13 protein-coding genes are annotated in these 16,082 nt (G+C 47.3%); 11 read left to right on the top strand and 2 right to left on the bottom strand.

Annotation, left to right across the window (positions count from 1 at the left end):
- Positions 1 to 463 precede the first annotated feature (463 nt).
- From ABWP91_RS15075 to ABWP91_RS15125, 11 genes are all read left to right on the top strand, one after another.
- Positions 464 to 2,662: a thiamine pyrophosphate-dependent enzyme gene (locus ABWP91_RS15075; protein WP_353243935.1), complete on the top strand. Its 2,199-nt coding sequence runs from the start codon at positions 464 to 466 to the stop codon at positions 2,660 to 2,662.
- Positions 2,663 to 2,672: 10 nt separating this feature from the next.
- Positions 2,673 to 4,187, top strand: a complete 1,515-nt coding sequence (locus ABWP91_RS15080; RefSeq protein WP_353243936.1) for an indolepyruvate oxidoreductase subunit beta family protein — start codon at positions 2,673 to 2,675, stop codon at positions 4,185 to 4,187.
- Positions 4,188 to 4,197: 10 nt separating this feature from the next.
- Positions 4,198 to 4,620 carry an acyl-CoA thioesterase gene (locus tag ABWP91_RS15085; protein WP_353243937.1) on the top strand — a complete coding sequence of 141 codons (423 nt, stop codon included), beginning with the start codon at positions 4,198 to 4,200 and terminating at the stop codon, positions 4,618 to 4,620.
- A 16-nt stretch (positions 4,621 to 4,636) separates the two neighbouring features.
- On the top strand, positions 4,637 to 6,934 hold the full coding sequence (locus tag ABWP91_RS15090) for a bifunctional salicylyl-CoA 5-hydroxylase/oxidoreductase (RefSeq protein WP_353243938.1): 2,298 nt from the start codon (positions 4,637 to 4,639) through the stop codon (positions 6,932 to 6,934).
- Between the two features lie 28 nt (positions 6,935 to 6,962).
- Complete coding sequence (locus ABWP91_RS15095) at positions 6,963 to 8,090, top strand: cupin domain-containing protein (RefSeq protein WP_353243955.1); 1,128 nt, start codon at positions 6,963 to 6,965, stop codon at positions 8,088 to 8,090.
- Positions 8,091 to 8,249: 159 nt separating this feature from the next.
- Entirely contained in the window at positions 8,250 to 9,161 is a 912-nt protein-coding gene (locus tag ABWP91_RS15100; RefSeq protein ID WP_353243939.1) for a fumarylacetoacetate hydrolase family protein, read from the top strand.
- Positions 9,162 to 9,176: 15 nt separating this feature from the next.
- A complete protein-coding gene (locus tag ABWP91_RS15105) occupies positions 9,177 to 10,205 on the top strand; it encodes a carbon-nitrogen hydrolase family protein (protein WP_353243940.1) in 1,029 nt (342 codons plus the stop codon).
- Complete coding sequence (locus ABWP91_RS15110) at positions 10,202 to 10,957, top strand: maleate cis-trans isomerase family protein (protein ID WP_353243941.1); 756 nt, start codon at positions 10,202 to 10,204, stop codon at positions 10,955 to 10,957. Before ABWP91_RS15105 ends, ABWP91_RS15110 begins: the two co-directional genes overlap by 4 nt.
- Positions 10,958 to 11,036: 79 nt before the next feature.
- Positions 11,037 to 11,570, top strand: a complete 534-nt coding sequence (locus tag ABWP91_RS15115) for a MarR family winged helix-turn-helix transcriptional regulator (RefSeq protein WP_353243942.1) — start codon at positions 11,037 to 11,039, stop codon at positions 11,568 to 11,570.
- A 266-nt stretch (positions 11,571 to 11,836) separates the two neighbouring features.
- Positions 11,837 to 13,483: a Na+/H+ antiporter gene (locus ABWP91_RS15120; RefSeq protein WP_353243943.1), complete on the top strand. Its 1,647-nt coding sequence runs from the start codon at positions 11,837 to 11,839 to the stop codon at positions 13,481 to 13,483.
- Between the two features lie 361 nt (positions 13,484 to 13,844).
- Complete coding sequence (locus tag ABWP91_RS15125; RefSeq protein WP_353243944.1) at positions 13,845 to 14,360, top strand: P-loop nucleotide/nucleoside kinase family protein; 516 nt, start codon at positions 13,845 to 13,847, stop codon at positions 14,358 to 14,360.
- 49 nt (positions 14,361 to 14,409) lie between these two features.
- Here the strand turns inward: ABWP91_RS15125 and ABWP91_RS15130 are convergent, their stop codons facing one another.
- Positions 14,410 to 15,030, bottom strand: coding sequence for a flavin reductase family protein (locus tag ABWP91_RS15130; protein WP_353243945.1), 621 nt, complete (start codon positions 15,028 to 15,030; stop codon positions 14,410 to 14,412).
- 115 nt (positions 15,031 to 15,145) lie between these two features.
- Positions 15,146 to 15,919: an AraC family transcriptional regulator gene (locus tag ABWP91_RS15135; protein ID WP_353243946.1), complete on the bottom strand. Its 774-nt coding sequence runs from the start codon at positions 15,917 to 15,919 to the stop codon at positions 15,146 to 15,148.
- Positions 15,920 to 16,082: the final 163 nt, after the last annotated feature.

The raw sequence follows: 16,082 nt of genomic DNA on the forward strand, positions 1-16,082 counted from the left end.
AGAAATCAGAAACAGTGTGGTTATTGTGATACCCATAACAATATAAAAAATAAAGTTATTTTTAGTTTATTTCAGTAAGATATATATGATTAATCATGTTGTTTGCTCTGTTTGTATTTTTGTTTTGTTTTTGATTGGTTTAAATATCTAAAAATTATAATTTCACTGGTTTAAATGACTAATCCCTTTTTTGTTATAGGGGGAATTAACTGTTACTTAATGATTTAATGTCTTTTTTATATATTACCTCTTGTTCTTCTTTACCGACTGTTTCTTATCGTAGACTCCCCAGTTTCTCTTGTTTTTAAAGGTAATTTGTCCCCTATGTGCAGGGCTTATCCACTCTCTGCATAAATTCAATTTACATGATTAATCATGGATTGACCTTTAATTAACAAAAGGGATACAACTAATAAACACAAAAAAGATAAAAAACGTTCTGACGTTGACTGGTGAGGTTAAAATGGCTGAGCGCTCGTTTGTTCAAGAAGTTCAAAAATTACGACAAGGGCAAGGTGATGTTTTCAGTGGTGAAGGCATTCTTGCAGTAACAAAAGCCTTGTTAGAATCAGGTGTTTCCTATGTTGCAGGGTATCAGGGAGCGCCAATTTCACATTTAATGGATGTTCTGGCAGATGCACAGGATATTCTGTCTGAATATGGTATTCGTTTCGAAAATAGTGCAAGCGAAGCTACTGCCGCCGCGACGCTAGCGGCTTCTGTTAATTACCCTTTACGTGGTGCAGTGACGTTCAAAGCAACGGTTGGAACAAACGTTGCTTCTGATGCGCTTGCTAACTTAGCGTCAGGCGGAGTGTTAGGTGGTGCACTGATTATCGTTGGGGAAGATTATGGCGAAGGTTCCTCAATTATGCAGGAACGTAGCCATGCCTTTGCGATGAAATCACAGATGTGGTTACTCGACCCTCGTCCAAATTTACCTTCGATTGTTCAAGCGGTTAAAGATGGCTTTGATTTATCTGAGGCCAGCAATACCCCCGTTATGCTACAAATGCGCATTCGTTCATGCCACGTTCATGGCCAATTTGTGTGTGCGGATAATCAGCATCCTAAATTTACAGTTAAAGACGCACTTGAAAACCCAACGAGAGATGTGAGTCGGATTGTGTTGCCGCCTGCGAGTTTTTTACATGAAAAAGAAAAAATCGAAGCACGCTGGCCAGCCGCCGTTAAATTTATTCAAGAGCGTGAGTTAAATGAGTTTTTTTCTGAGGATGCTGACGATGTTGGTATTGCGTTACAAGGTGGTTGCTATAACACATTGATCCGCGCACTCAACCAAATTGGTTTAGCGGATGTGTTCGGTAATAGCAAAATTCCGCTATACGTAATGAATGTGGCTTATCCATTGATTGATGACGAATTTGAACGTTTTTGCAGCAATAAAAAAGCCATTTTAGTGTTGGAAGAAGGGCAACCTAACTTTGTTGAGCAGAATGTTGCCAATATTTTGCGTCAGCGGAATATCGATATCGAATTACACGGCAAAGATATGTTACCAATGGCGGGGGAATACAACACTGCTACAGTACTTGCTGGGTTACGTTCGTTTTTTGAACGGCACGGGAAAATAGAGCCTCAAGTCAAAGCGGCGGCGAAACAAATCCGGATTCCCACAATCAATATTGCCACTGGACAAGCTGAAGAATCTTTACCTGAATACGTCAATGCCGCTGAACCAACACTCGATGAAACTGTACATGCGCGCCCACCAGGGTTTTGTACGGGTTGCCCTGAAAGGCCTATTTTTACGGCTATGAAACTGGTCGAGCGTGAGCTTGGCGAGCATCATGTCAGTGCCGATATTGGCTGCCACTTATTCTCAATTCTCCCACCATTTAACCTCGGTAATACAACGATGGGTTATGGCTTAGGGGGGGCTGGTGCGGCAGCGCTAAATGCTAAAGCTGGGAAACGCGCAATTTCAGTGATGGGCGATGGTGGTTTTTGGCATAACGGTTTAACCAGTGGTATCGCTAATAGCGTGTTTAACCGTAGCGATAACTTAACTATTGTTATTGATAACAGTTATACATCGGCAACGGGGGGACAAGATATTTTGTCATCAACAGCGCTGAACCCAACTCGCAGTACAGGCCATGAAATTGAAAAGGCCGTCAAAGGGGTCGGTGTAAATTGGGTGAAAACCATCAAGCGTACTTATGACCTAAAAACAATGACTAACACATTGCGTGAAGCGTTGACGACGGATGAAAAAGGGCCAAAGGTACTGATTGCACAAAGCGAATGCATGTTAAATCTACAGCGCCGTGAAAAGAAAAAGGTTCGCAATGACATAGCCGCAGGTAAACGAGTTGTGCGCGAGCGCTTCGGTGTTGACCCTGACACTTGTACTGGTGATCACTCTTGTATTCGTCTTTCTGGCTGCCCGTCGTTATCAATAAAACCGAATCCAGATCCATTAAGAACAGACCCTGTGGCCACTGTGATGGATAGCTGTGTGGGATGCGGTTTATGCGGTGAGGTTTCCCACGCGGCTGTTTTATGTCCTTCATTTTTTAAAGCTCAAATTATTACCAACCCAAATCGTTGGGACAAACTACGCCATCGTGTTCGCGGTTGGTTTATTGGCTATTTACAACGTCGTGATGCACGTCGTCGTGAAGAGCTCAGTTTCTAAGGGGGAACGAATGCTTTCATCTCCATCATCAATTGCATTACAGCCCATTAAAATCGCCATTTTAGCGATGGGGGGCGAGGGCGGTGGCGTTCTCGCAGACTGGATTGTCAATTTAGGCGAAGAGAACGGCTATTTCGCACAAACTACCTCCGTGCCAGGTGTTGCTCAACGTACAGGTGCAACGATTTATTACGTCGAATTGTTTCCTGGTGCCGATAACCTTGAAACACCAGTACCTGTTTTAGCATTGATGCCAATGCCAGGCGATGTGGATGTTGTTCTTGCCTCCGAATTAATGGAAGCGGGTCGCTCTGTTCAGCGCGGTTTTGTCACACCAGAACGTACGACGTTAATTAGCTCCACACACCGTGTTTACTCCATTGCTGAAAAGTCAGCGATGGGGGACGGTCGAGTTGATAGCCAAGCACTGATCCGCCACGCAGGCCTTGCGGCTCGCCAATTTATTCACTTTGATATGGCCCAAGCAGCCCAAGAAAGCGGTAGCGTGATCAGCGCAGTATTATTTGGTGCTTTATTTGGCTCCGGTGTTTTACCTTTTAGTCGCGTACAATTTGAAGAAACTATTGTGCGCGGTGGTGTAGGGGTAAAACCTAGCCTACGTGCTTTTGCACTCGGTGCAGAAAAAGCCGCGCAACCCGAAGAGGCATACCAAGCTCAATCATCTCAAACCGCGTTATCATCCTCTAAAAATAAACAAATTTCTGCGTTATTAGCGCGTATCGATAATGAATTTGCTCCCCATGTTCATTATTTAGCGACGGAAGGTGTACGCCGGTTAATTGATTACCAAGACCCTGCTTATGCCACGTTGTATTTAGACCGCCTTAACAACCTATTTGCGCAAGAAGGTGGCCAAGATGAGCGTTTACAACGTGCGCTTGTTCGCCACTTAGCATTATGGATGTCTTATGAGGACACCATTCGTGTGGCTGATCTCAAAATTCGTGATAGCCGATTCACCCGAGTGCGTAATGAAGTTCAAGCAAAAGATAACCAATTATTGGATATCAATGAATTTATGCATCCACGTATTGAAGAGATTTGCGAAACGCTTCCCAAAAGTTTAGGTAATTGGTTGATGAAACCACATTGGTTTCACAAAGCGCTTCGCAAACTGACGCAGCGGGGTCGCACAATCACTACCAGTTCATTGTGGGGCTTTTTACAGTTATACGTGCTAGCAGCATGGAGACGAGGTAGACGCTCAACTTTACGCTACCAATTAGAAAATCAGCGAATTGAAAAGTGGTTAGCCACGGTGGTTGATGTCGCACGGACAAACCCTGCTTTGGCGACTGAAATCGCACAATGCCAGCGAGTAGTAAAAGGGTATAGCGATACTCATGCGAGAGGCTTGCGTAATTTTCAGGTTCTAATGGACATAGTGACGCAACAAGGTAGCAAATTAGCGCCAATTAATTTACGAGAACTACGTGAAGCAGCCCTTGCGGATGAACACGGGAAAGAATTGCAAAAATGTCGCCAACGTCTGGCTATGGATTAAGGATAACAACATGAGTTTGCAGAAGTTTACCAAACCCCACAAGATCCATTTCTCTGAGTGTGATCCCGCGGGGATCGTGTTCTACCCGCAATATTTCGTGATGTTCAATAACCTCCTTGAGCGTTGGGTCGATACGCTGATCCCCCAAGGGTTTGCAGGCTACATCCTCGAACAACGTTTTGGGTTACCCACCGTGCACCTAGAGGCTGAATTTAAAGCCATTAGCCGCATGGGGGATGACGTCATGTTAGAGCTGGTGGTTGAGCGGATTGGGCGCAAGTCACTCACATTGTGCCAGCGTTGTGTCAGTGCGGAGGGCGAACTGCGTATGCAAGTGATACAAACCTACGTCACCACGTCGCTCCTCACGCACCAAGCCATTCCTATTCCAGAGGCCTTACATCAGGCACTCACGGCTCAGCCAGCGGTATAAGCAAAGGGGAATTTTCATGAATATTGTGTGTATTGGCGGGGGACCCGCTGGGCTGTACTTTGGGTTACTGATGAAGTTGCAAAATCCACAAAACCGTGTGGTGGTGGTTGAGCGCAATCGCCCATTTGATACCTTCGGCTGGGGCGTGGTGTTCTCTGATGCGACGCTCAACAATTTGCGCCAAGCTGACCCCGTGTCTGCCCAGACTATTTCCGACGAGTTTAGCCATTGGGACGATATCGACATTCACTTTAACGGTGCCTGCAACCGCAGTGGCGGGCATGGCTTTATTGGCATTGGGCGTAAAAAACTGCTCAATATCTTGCAAGACCGTTGCCTTGAGCTGGGTGTGGAGTTGATGTTTGAAACCCAAGTCACCGACGACCAAGCCATTGCCCGCGAGTACAACGCGGACTTACTGATTGCCTCCGACGGTATTAACAGCGCGGTACGCACCCGCTATGAAACCGTCTTTAAACCAGACATTGATCCACGCCGTTGCCGTTTCGTTTGGTTAGGCACCAAAAAGATTTTCGATGCCTTTACCTTCCTGTTTGCCCAAAATGAGCACGGTTGGTTCCAAGTTCACGCTTACCAGTTCCAAGAAGGTTTATCGACCTTTATCGTCGAAACCACCGAAGAAACGTGGCTTAAAGCAGGCATCGACCAGATGTCCCAAGAAGACGGCATTGCCTACTGTGAAAACCTGTTTGCCCCGTGGTTGGACGGGGAAAAACTGATTGCCAATGCGGCGCACTTACGCGGCGCGGCGATTTGGATACGTTTCCCGCGGGTGATTTGCGATAACTGGGTGCATTGGACACAGCCTTCGGCAGGCAAAGATGTGCCTGTGGTGTTGATGGGGGACGCGGCGCACACCGCCCACTTCTCTATTGGTTCAGGCACCAAGTTGGCCTTGGAAGATGCCATTGAATTGTGTGAAAGCTTAAACACCACGGGTGGTGATTTGCGCAAAGGGCTTGAACATTACCAAGCGGTGCGCAGTGTGGAAGTGCTGAAAATTCAAAACGCAGCACGTAACTCAACCGAGTGGTTTGAGAATGTCAGCCGCTATGAAAATTTAGCACCTGAACAGTTTGCTTATTCATTGCTCACGCGCTCCCAGCGTATTTCCCATGAAAATCTACGGGTTCGCGATGGGGCGTGGCTGGATAACTACGAGCAGTGGTTTGCCACGCAAGCGGGGGCACCTAAGCAGGTACCGCCAATGCTCACGCCTTTTTGCTTGCGAGATACCACCTTGAATAACCGTGTGGTGGCCTCGCCGACGCTTTTATACAGTGCTACTGAGGGCGTGGTGGGGGATTTTCACACGGTTCACCTAGGGAGTCGTGCATTAGGTGGTGTCGGGCTCGTGATGACCGAAATGACCGCCATTGCCCCAGATGCCCGCGCAACATTAGGGTGCCCAGGGTTGTGGAATGACGAACAAATGACTGCATGGCAGCGGGTGACGCAGTTTGTCCATCAAAACAGTGCCGCCAAAATCGGCATTCAATTGGGCCATGCAGGGCGCCGAGGCTCAACTCAGCGGGGTTGGGAGCAGGAAAATCACCCGTTGCCGAGTGAAAATTGGCCGCTCGTCTCGGCCTCTGCGTTAGCGTATTTACCGAACGTATCCCAAACGCCAGCGGCCTTAACGGAAGCGCAAATGGCAACGGTGATAGACCAATTTGTGGCGGCGGCAAAACGCGCGGACAGTGCAGGCTTTGATTGGTTAGAGTTGCAAGCGGGTCACGGCTATTTATTGTCGAGCTTCTTATCGCCACTCACCAATGTGCGCACCGATAACTTTGGCGGCAACCTTGAAAACCGCCTGCGTTTTCCGCTGGCAGTCATTCAGGCGGTACGCCAAGTGTGGTCGAAACCGTTGGCGGTACGTATCTCAACCACCGATTGGGTGGAGGGGGGCACGACAGTGGATGAGGCCGTATTGATAGCCAAGGCGATGAAACAGGCGGGAGCAGACCTTATCGATTGTTCTTCTGGGGAAGTCTCCCCTGAGCAAAAACCGGTGTACGGACGTATGTTCCAAACGCCAATGGCTGACCGTGTGCGCAATGAAGCGGGTATCCCCGTCATCGCCGTGGGGGCGATTACGGATGCAGACCAAGTGAACAGCATTATTGCCGCAGGGCGTGCGGACTTGTGCGCCTTATCGCGTCCACTGCTTGCTGACCCTGCGTGGCTGTTGCACGAATGTGCTCGCCATGGCTGGGACGTCAACTGGCCAGCGCCATATGAATACGGGCGTCAACAACTGTTACAGCAAGTTAAATCCAGCGGGCGCTAATCGCCCTGCGAATGAGGAGAACGAGCCGATGAACCAGAAATCCCATGACCAATACCGCGAAAGTGTTGCAGGGCGCGCCGATGTGGCAGACACCCCAGAGCTTGTGGCGTATTACCAAGAGCTGGCTGAACTGAAAACGGGGGCACTGTGGACGGTGGCAAACAAGATTGAGCCATGGCAACCGCAGTCCTCTTCCGTACCGGTGTTATGGCGCTACCGTGACTTGCGTGAACACGTATTACGTTCAGTGGAGCTGGTCACCCCCGAAAAAGCGGGGCGCCGTGTGGTGTATCTCAATAACCCCGGTCGCCAAGACGTGGCGGCGGCCGTGGGTTGGCTGTACTCGGGCTTACAAGTGATGCACCCAGGGGAAGCCGCCTCTGCCCATGCGCACTCATCGTCAGCCCTGCGTTTTATTATGGAAGGGCGTGGGGCATACACCATCGTGGAAGGGCAAAAAATGATGCTCGAAGCGAATGATTTTGTGTTAACCCCGAATGGCACGTGGCATGAACACGGCGTGGCAGAAGATGGCTTACCGTGCATTTGGCAGGATGGGTTAGATATCCCGTTGGTCAATGCGTTGGAAGCGGGGTTCTACAAGGTTCACCCTGACTTACACCAAGCACACACTCGCCCCATTGATTATCCTGTTGGGATGTGGGGTGGTACAGCTCTTCGTCCGCATGATATCGGTTGGAATAAGCCCTATTCGCCGCTGTTTAAATACCAGTGGGGGCCAACATATGAGGCACTGTGTCGCGCCGCAAAAGTGGCAGATGGCTCGGTGTTTGATGATGTGCTGATGCACTATACCAACCCGATAACCGGCGGGCACGTGATGCCAACCATCGGCGCGAGCATGCAACTGCTGCGTCCAGGGTTTGTGGGCAAAGCCCATCGTCACACAGGTAGCTTTATTTACCAAGTGGCAAAAGGCCACGGGTATTCGATTATCAACGGGCAACGTTTTGATTGGCAAGAACGCGACATTTTCTGTGTGCCATCGTGGATGTTCCATGAGCACGTGAACACGTCACAAACTGACGATGCATGCTTGTTCTGCTTTAACGACTTACCCGTGATGCAGTCACTGGGGCTGTATTACGAAGAGGCTTTGGTGGACAACGACGGTCACCAAGCAGTGACAAGTTAGGGGATGAAATTAGGGCGCAAGATACGCCCGGTCAGTTTCGATGACCTTGCTCTACTAAATTGATTTTGTGTGTTTATTTTACTTTTTATTGATATCGATTAACCGATTTTACGTGAAACAGGCTGACAGCGAGACGCTGCAAGCCGAGGAGAAAATACCATGCGCTTGATTACTTACCGTTCTGATGTGACCGCTGCGGCCCGTTTGGGGGCGATTGTTGACCACCAAGTGGTTGACTTGGCTCGCCTTGCCGAAGAGCAGGGGCAATACCTGCCAGACAATATGTTGGACTTTATCGATTTAGGGCCACAAGGGGTGCGCGTAGGGACTGAACTGCTTAATGGCTACGAAGGGCAGTTCCCCGCAGGGACCGCATGGCCGGTGCAAAATGTGAAAATTTTGGCGCCTATTCCGCGCCCGCGTAAAAACATCTTTGGCATTGGGTTGAACTATGTTGAGCACGTCGCAGAATCCAGCCGTACCTTGGACACGTCCAAAGAGCTGCCGAAAGAGCCCGTCATTTTCTCTAAACCGCCGACCACGGTAATTGGCCCCGGGGATGCGATTGAACATAATGCCCAAATTACTCAGCAACTGGATTGGGAAGTAGAACTGGCAGTGATTATGGGCACGCGTGCCAAAGGGGTTGCGGCGAAAGATGCCCTGAATTACGTATTTGGCTATAGCCTGATGATTGATATGAGTGCCCGTGACTGCCGCCGAGCAGGGCAATGGATTTACTCCAAAGGGCAAGATACCTATGCGCCGTTTGGTCCGTGTATTGTCACAGCGGATGAAATCCCCGACCCACACTCGCTGGATTTAAGTCTGAAGGTCAACGGTGTCACCAAGCAATCCTCCAACACCCGCCACATGCTGTTTAACGTCAATGTGTTGATTGAAGACATCAGCAAAGGTATTACGCTTGAGCCGGGGGATATCATCGCCACTGGTACGCCAGAAGGGGTCGGTGCAGGGCGTTCCCCGCAAGAATGGGTATGGCCAGGGGATGTGATTGAGGCGTATGTACAAGGCATCGGTGAACTGCGCCACCCTGTCGTCGCAGTGTAAACAAGGAGCAAAGCCATGTTGAACTTAGCGCAATTTAAAGCTGCGGCGGTGCAAGCGGCACCCGTGTTTCTCGATACCGACGCCACGGTTGATAAAGTTTGCCGCCTGATAGAAGAAGCAGCGGATAACGGCGCCAAATTGGTGGCGTTCCCTGAAGTGTTTGTGTCTGGCTACCCGTATTGGAGTTGGGTGATGAACCCGATTGACGGCAGCCCGTGGTTTGAAAAGCTGTGCAAATCCGCCATTGAAGTGCCGGGGCCGGAAATTCAAAAAATCGCCCACGCCGCAGCGCGCTATCGTATCAATGTGGTGATTGGGGTCAATGAGCGCAACCCGTACAGTATCGCCACCTTGTATAACACCTTGGTGACCATTTCTGATGAAGGCACCATTCTCGGTCGTCACCGCAAATTGGTGCCGACATGGGCAGAAAAACTGACGTGGGCCAACGGGGATGCATCGTCGTTAAAAGTGCACCAAACTAGCGTGGGGCCACTGGGTGCCTTGGCATGCGGGGAAAACACCAACACCTTGGCGCGCTTTGCGTTACTGGCGCAAGGGGAGCTCGTGCACATTGCCAGCTATATCGCCTTGCCTGTGGCACCCAAAGACTACGATATGGCGGAGGCCATCCGCTTGCGTGCGTCCGCACACTGTTTTGAGGGCAAAGTGTTCACCATTGTTTCGTGTTCGACGGTGTCGGAAGAGATTATTGAGGCGATGTCCGCGAGCCACCCTGAGTCGCGTGAGCTGTTAGCTCGCCCAAACAGTGCCTTTTCGGGCATTATCGGCCCTGATGGCCGTGTGGTTGGCGAACCGCTGATTGATAAAGAAGGGATTGTGTACGGCGATATTGATTTAAACCGCTGTATTCAACCACGGCAAATGCACGATATTACGGGGCACTACAACCGCTTTGATATCTTTGATTTACAGGTGAACCGCCGTCCACTGAGTGCCGCCCGCTTTTATGGCGAGGGGCAAAGTGTGGACGAATTAAATCCGACTGAGAGTGATGCACTGTTTGGGGAGAAAAAAGGATGAGTCTGGCACGCACATTTCGGATTGGGCAAATAGTCCCATCCTCGAACACCACCATGGAAACAGAGATCCCTGCGATTTTACGCGCTCGGGAAGCCCAGTTTGCAGAGCGTTTTACGTTTCATTCCAGTCGCATGCGGATGAAAAAGGTCACCAAAGAAGAATTGGCCAAAATGGATTCCGACAGCGACCGCTGTGCCCTTGAACTCTCGGATGCAGCGGTGGATGTGCTCGGTTACGCCTGCTTGGTCGCTATCATGAGCATGGGGAAAGGGTATCATCGTATCTCTGAAAGTCGTTTGCATCAATGCACGGTGGATAATGGTCATCCCGCGCCGATAGTGACCAGTGCGGGGGCATTAGTGGATGGGCTGCATGCCATTGGGGCCAAAAAAGTGTCTATTCTGACGCCATACATGAAGCCACTGACGCAATTGGTGATTGAGTATATTGAAAGCGAAGGCATAGAAGTGGTGGACAGCATTTCGTTGGAAATTCCCGATAATTTAGCCGTTGGTAGACAAGACCCGCTGGCACCAGTGGAAATCACCAAGCGGCTGAACACCAATGTGGATGCGATAGTGGCATCGGCCTGTGTACAAATGCCATCGCTGCCCTCGGTGCAATTGATTGAAGACCGCGTGGGCTTGCCAGTGTTGTCTTCTTCGGTGGCAACAACTTACATGATGTTGAAAAAACTGGGCTTAGAAACACGCGTTGACGGGTTTGGGTCGTTACTAAGTGGAAAGTTTTAGCTGAATTATCATCTCCTTCTGCTACTCTTGAGGAGCCAGATTAAATGCAATTATGCATAGTGCAGATCGAGAGGAACAGATGTCAGATTCAAAGGTTTTTGTTGATAATTACTTGCCTGCCCTATTGGGGCAGGCATGGATGCTAGTTTCATCTGAATTTCATGCGATTGTTGAAAAAAAAGGGCTATCTGTATTGGAGTGGCGGGTGTTATCAACATTAGCAGGGAATGGCTCGATGGGGATCACTGAACTATCACAAAAAACAGTCAGTAAACAACCGACAATTACCCGTGTTTTACAACGGTTAGAACAACAAGGGCATGTGCTTCGTCACAACAATCATAGTGGTAGCGATAAGCGGATTACATTGGTGAGTGTCACCTCCAGTGGGATGGCATTAGTGGATGGGCTACTAGTTGAAGCACAACAACATGAAGAGGCTGTACTTGCCCCATTAGGCCTGCGTAAAAGTAAGATGCTCAAAGAAGTATTACAGGAATTAATAGCACGTTACAGCCTCGAAAGTACTAATGAGAAAGAAACACCTGAGAAAAAAACAGTCAGAAAAAAACAATTAAGAAATAAAAACATAGCTAAAAACTCAACCGAGTAATCAGTTAATGATGATTTAGATGATTATCTTATCTTAGACTAAGAATTTTTGTATTACAGGGGTTTTTATCTTTAATTATCAAATTGATAGGCAATATTTATACGAGTAATGACACTATTAGGATAAACGGTAACGTGATGATAGATAGGTCATTTCTGAATTTTAATTTTTTTGTATCTGTTAATTAATTGCCACTTTACATTGATTCAATTTATCTATTAACTTTACTACTGATAATTAATGATTAGCTAAACATGGAGCAATCAATGTCAGTTGTGACACTTGTACTCGTTTTTTTACTTGCGGTTATTGTGAGTGTGTTTATCTCGCGATTGCTCAAAGATATTATTCCATTACCCCTTATTCAGATAGCATTGGGAGCAGGGCTGTCTCTGTACGGTTTTACGGTTGAGTTTGAACCGCATTTGTTCCTATTCTTATTTATTCCGCCATTGTTATTCCTTGATGGCTGGCGTATTCCAAAAGAAGCCTTATTCCAAGAAATTAAACCGATTATGTCATTAGCGATAGGCCTTGTCGTGGTTACCGTTATTGGCATGGGCTTCTTTATTCACTGGTTAATTCCTGCCATTTCATTGGCGGTTGCTTTTGCACTCGCGGCGATTTTGTCGCCGACTGACCCGGTTTCAGTGTCTGCAATGACGGTAAACTCGCCGCTCCCATCGCGGATGGCGCACATATTGGAAGGTGAGTCACTGCTTAACGATGCAACAGGTTTAGTCTGCTTTAGCTTTGCTGTAGTGGCTGCGTTAACGGGGACCTTTTCCCTAGCTTCAGCGGCAGGTGAATTTGTTTTTGTTGCCTTTGGTGGGATTTTAATTGGTTTATTGGTCGCTTGGGCGATTGGTTGGTTGAATCAGTTCTTGGTTAAGCGTACGGGTGAAGAGCCAGCTATCCAAATTATGATTAGCCTGCTAATGCCATTTACAGCTTATTTGCTTGCAGAACACTTGAGCGTATCGGGTATTTTAGCGGCGGTTGTTGCTGGTATTGCCATGCACTATGAGAAAATTGCAGGCCGTATGCAGGCTGCTACACGGATGCAGAGTAAAGCGGTTTGGGATACCGTTCAAACTGCACTTAACGGGATGATCTTTATTTTACTGGGTGAGCAATTACCAGGTATGTGGATAAATATGCCAGAGGTTGCTGAAGCCGCTGGAGCGAGCCACCCTTGGATGTTATTTGTTTATGTTGCAATCATTACAGTGGCGCTGGCAATTTTACGTTTTAGTTGGGTTTGGATCTCAATGACCTTAACCGTATTCCATAACCGTCGCCGTGGTAAAGAAGCGGATGTGGTGCATATTCGGATGATGGCGATTATGGCGACTGCGGGTGTTCGTGGTGCGATTACATTGGCGGGTATTTTAACGCTGCCACTGTTGATGCCAGACGGCTCTTTATTCCCAAATCGTGATGTGGCTATCTTCTTGGCAATGGGTGTTATTTTATGTTCATTATTGATTGCCAGTATTGCATTGCCGATTTTAACAAAAGGCCTTGTCCAAGATTTACCGTATGACAATGATGAAATCCGTGCTCGCTTAGCACTAAATGAAGCGGCGATGGCTCACTTACGTGAGTTAATGAACCACCCTTCAGAGGATGTAGATGAAATCGCCATGCGTACGGAAGTTGGGGCACAATTGTTAGAAATTTATGGCAGACGACTTGATAATACCGATGAAACTGAATCTGATGTGTATGATTTACATCGAATGATTGAGATGGAACGTCAAATGTCTAATTCTGCATTGAAAGCGAAGCGTGAAGCGTTATACCTAATGCGGAAAAATAAAAACATTAATGAGCGGGTTTATCATCGTTTACGTGATGAGTTGGATCTGAAAGAAGAAACGCTGAATCATCATAAAAATGGTAAGCACTAGTTTATGAAATTAAAGGCCTGAATATGTTCAGGCCTTTAGGTTGTTGACAAAGCAGGATAAAAGCGTGGTTTTTCCTGCTTTGTGTTATCAGCCGAAAATCAATGGATTGATTTTCCTAGTGTATTTTCAAAACCTATCCAACCTGCAGATAAATGAGAGCGAAAACACTATTTGACTAATCATATTAATAGTTGATAGGTTAGTGTTAACTGCATTTAGGAAAGAAATATGTCACAGGTTGTCGCACGCTTAAGCATGATCATTACCATCACTTAGTGGTGGGGATAAGTGACAACCGAAACCCGCCAGACAAGGCGGGTTTTTTGTTCTTGTCTGGTCAATTATCAGCAAGGAAATATTGATGAATTTAACTGGAAAGCCACAAACCCCCGATAATGAAGTACGCCTACATTTTCTCTGTGGAAAAATTGCCTCAGGGAAGTCAACGCTTGCTAAGCAACTCGCTAAGCAGCCTAGAACCGTACTATTGAGTGAAGATGAATGGCTTTCGACATTGTATCCCAATGAAATCAAAGAGCTTTCACACTATATCGCCAAAAGCACATTGGTGAAAACGGTGTTGGAAAAACACATCAAGCAATTGATGGATGCAGGTAATACGGTAGTGATGGACTTCCCTGCGAATACACTGAATCAGCGACAATGGTTAAAATCACTCGCTCAATTATCGAATGTGCCGTACGTTTTTCACGTTTTACAGGTTGACAATGATGAGTGCAAAGCACGTCTTTCGGCGCGTAATTTAACAGGGGAAAACCCGTTTCAAACCTCAGAAGCACAGTTTGATTTAATCACCGCACATTTTTCGTATCCTGCGCTTGATGAGCAATTAAATTGCCAGTTTTATCCCAAATAGGTGATGTTTTCAGCGGTCTAACTTGTTCGCAGACCGCTTAAAATATTGGTTATTTTGGACGGTGCATTTTCACGTTTTGTTGTTGTTCAATCCAATAATAATCTGCGGGGCCACCCGCACGTAGCAACGGTTTTTGCCCTGCACAATCATAAAGTCCATCGGTTAGGGTGGATTCATCAATGTGCACCATGACAACTTCCCCCATTACCATCCACGTATCCAGTAATTGCCCGTCAGCACGTTTAAGTTGCTGATATTGAGTCACAATACATTCCATAGAAACAGGGGTTTGTGCAATGCGAGGTGGTGTAATTAAGCTTGATGGTAATGTGGAAAGCTGCGTTAAAGCAAACTCGCTTTCCCCTCGTTCAAGGGCTGCACTGCTCAAATTGACCTGCTCGCCAAGGCTTAATGTCGCAAGGTTATAGACAAATTCCCCTGTTTCGATGGCATTGGTGACGGAGTCCTTTTTACCCACGCTGGAAAAGGCCAAAATTGGTGGTGAGTAATTGAAAATATTGAAAAAACTATAAGGAGCAAGATTAGTACGGCCTTGGCTATCACACGTTGAAATCCAACCGATCGGGCGTGGGCCGATTAACGATGGAATAGGGTCATGGGGAAGTCCATGGCCTTTAGCGGGTTGATAACTATAGAATTTGGTTGTCATTACAAGTTCCTTTTTTGTTTTATCCTAACGGATAATAGAGGCCGACGTAAGGCTAAAAAATGAAAAATGCAATGAACGCATAAAGTTTGCAGACAATGGATAGTGTTCTTGGATATTACTCACCAATTCGTTGGATAAAACTGGAAGGGGTTTGCCCCAACCACTTTTTAAACATCGTGGAAAATGACCCCACACTACTGTAACCCAAGTCAAAAGCGACTTCGGTAATCGATTTTCCTGCGGAAATATGGGTGATGGCACTGAGCAAACAAGCCTGTTGTCGCCAATCCGAAAAAGATAACCCCGTTTGTGCCCCGAAAAAACGACTAAAAGAGCGTTCACTTTTGTGTAGTTTCGCTGCCCATTCTTGGGGAAGTGAGGTGATTTGGGGGGCTTTTAAAAACTCACGACACATTTGTGCGAGGTGCTCATCCCGTGGGATCGGTGCATAAAATGGCAAAGGTTCTGCACGTTCAATTTCGAGCAAGATCAACTGGATCATCACACCATCACGGCCATGAAGATCGTATTCGATCGGCGTATCGACCGCTTCCAGTAATAATTGACGAAGTAGTGGTGAAACGCGAAGCACTTCGCATTTATTGCCTTTACGTGGTGCCGCAGCGGGTTCGATATACAAACTGCGCGTACTCACATTTAGCATACGGGTTTCATGGGGGGTATTACAGGGGATCCACACGCCGCTATCTGGCGGAATAACCCACTCGCCATCGTCAGTGCTTACCTCAATCAAGCCTGTGGCGCCATACAAAAACTGCGCGCGGCGGTGAACGTGGGAGTCCAGCAACACATTCGGTAAGTAGTCAGTTCCGATCGCAAGAACATCACGAGGAACCGCATCAACAGTTTTAAGGGGGATATTTCGCATGGAAATTTCTCTTGGCTGAAATTCAAACATAGTGATTTAATTTTCGAATATAGGCAATTTTTATTGATATAACCACATATTTTCCATGGTTGGCTGAAATTCCGATCTCTTTGGCTGTTTTTCGAAAGTTGGCAAAACGGAAAATGATTACCCTAGCGCGGAA

The organism is Providencia sp. (assembly GCF_040396775.1).
GTDB lineage: Bacteria > Pseudomonadota > Gammaproteobacteria > Enterobacterales > Enterobacteriaceae > Providencia.